Source organism: Wohlfahrtiimonas larvae (genome assembly GCF_002006755.1).
GTDB classification, from domain to species: Bacteria; Pseudomonadota; Gammaproteobacteria; order Cardiobacteriales; family Wohlfahrtiimonadaceae; genus Wohlfahrtiimonas; species Wohlfahrtiimonas larvae.
The window spans coordinates 1-1,842 of sequence record NZ_MVDO01000009.1; the positions used below are offsets into that span (position 1 = coordinate 1).

The 1,842-nt window shown below is 35.3% G+C and carries 2 protein-coding genes and 1 CRISPR repeat array; both genes read left to right on the forward strand.

The window, feature by feature from the left end:
* On the forward strand, nucleotides 1-415 hold a 415-nt coding region (gene cas5fv / locus BZK14_RS00625), incomplete at its 5' end, for a type I-Fv CRISPR-associated protein Cas5fv (RefSeq protein ID WP_245831100.1).
* A gap of 13 nt (nucleotides 416-428) precedes the next feature.
* Nucleotides 429-1,031, forward strand: coding sequence for a type I-F CRISPR-associated endoribonuclease Cas6/Csy4 (gene cas6f, locus BZK14_RS00630; protein ID WP_077924681.1), 603 nt, complete (start codon nucleotides 429-431; stop codon nucleotides 1,029-1,031).
* A 131-nt stretch (nucleotides 1,032-1,162) separates the two neighbouring features.
* Nucleotides 1,163-1,791: direct repeats of the CRISPR family, unit length 28 nt; unit sequence GTTCACTGCCGAATAGGCAGCTTAGAAA.
* The last annotated feature ends 51 nt before the right edge of the window (nucleotides 1,792-1,842 follow it).

A 1,842-nucleotide genomic window follows, 5' to 3' on the forward strand; every position in this document is an offset into this window, starting at 1 on the left:
TGATTTTAAGTTATCTACGAAAGGATTATTTACACCAGTTAGCTTTTATACAGCTGCACTTTATATTCAGTTAGCATATTTAAATCAGAAGTATGATTTATCTGAAGTTATGACTAAAAGTGGCGGATTGAGCGGTATATCGAAACGAGGTTTTACTAAAAAAGATTTTATGGATCGTTATACAACAGGGGCTAAAAAAGTGATTTGGGGCAATCCTTATATGCTCAAAACTCGTGTTAAAGGACTAGGTGAGGTTACTGAGTTATTAACGAAAACATCAGGGCGATTAACCATTCAGTTGGATATTCCATTTGATGAAGCACGAGATTTAGAAGAAAAAATAAATAATGCAGGTGTATCTGCTTTTTATATAGGTAAAAAAGGCTTGGCTTACGTATCTGATATTCGTGTTTAAAGAGGGCGAAATAATGAAATTCTATATAGAGTTAACGCTCATGGAAAATAAAAAAATAACAATGTATGAGCTATGGTCAAAGATTTATACCCAAATTCATTTGGCTTTTGTAGAGCAAAAAAATGATGTCAATCAAATATGTTTTGGTGTTTCATTGCCTGAATATCGATTCAATGAAAAAGCTAATATAGGATTTTTAGGTAGTAAACTCAGAATCTTTGCCAAAACAGATGAGGAATTACAGGTTTTAGATTTATCTAAATGGTTGTCTCGTTTGATGGATTATGTACATATTCAGTCTATTAAGCCTGTACCTGATAAAGTTGATGGTTATGCGGTTTATCAGCGCCATCAGGTTAAAGGAAATCCTCAAAGATTAGCTCGTCGTTATGCGAAAAGGCATGATGTAAGCTACGAAGAAGCTTTGAAAATTTATCAGTCAATGGATCTGGAAATGACAAACTTGCCATATGTTCAAATGAAAAGTTTATCTAAAAATCAAATGTTTAAATTGTTTATTGAGAAGACAGTTGTTGATTCTGAGAGTACAGAAGCAAGGTTTACAACATATGGCCTAAATGCTAAGGATTCATTTTTTACTGTACCTGAGTTTTAACCAATAATTTTTACTCTTTAAAAATTTGAAATAAAATCAGTTGTTTAAATGCTTGGTGAAAATCATTGGTATTTTGATTAAAATGATCATCTACCTTTGATTTTCACTTATTTTTATGTGTAAAATTTACTGTTCACTGCCGAATAGGCAGCTTAGAAAAGCTAGCGGTGCTACTCAGAGCCTTAATATATGTTCACTGCCGAATAGGCAGCTTAGAAAACATTGGCTTTTAATTTCTTGTGAATTTCTGCGTTCACTGCCGAATAGGCAGCTTAGAAAAGAAAGGTTTTACTGATGCTATTAATGCACTAGTTCACTGCCGAATAGGCAGCTTAGAAAACTACTTTTGACAGCGATATTGCCATTCATTCGTTCACTGCCGAATAGGCAGCTTAGAAATGCAATATCAGTGAGGCCTTTGGCATTAGTAGGTTCACTGCCGAATAGGCAGCTTAGAAAAAGCAATGAAACGCTGCCATAGTGATGGTTTGGTTCACTGCCGAATAGGCAGCTTAGAAAAATCCATTCCTGTGCAACTCACAGCGCTCGAAGTTCACTGCCGAATAGGCAGCTTAGAAATAGTGAGATAGCGATCATTGTCGAGTTCACACGTTCACTGCCGAATAGGCAGCTTAGAAAAAATTCATCAAAGTGATAAGAATCATTTTCATGTTCACTGCCGACTAGGCAGCTTAGAAAAAAAGCCGTATCACTAGCAACTTACGATCAAGTGTTCACTGCCGAATAGGCAGCTTAGAAAACTGTAGAGAGATTATCTAGCTTTTCTGTATTCTCTCGATCAATGCTAATA

Excerpts from the sequence above, each read along its gene's own strand:
- cas6f (WP_077924681.1), top strand. The coding sequence starts at position 429 with ATGAAATTCTATATAGAGTTAACGCTCATGGAAAATAAAAAAATAACA.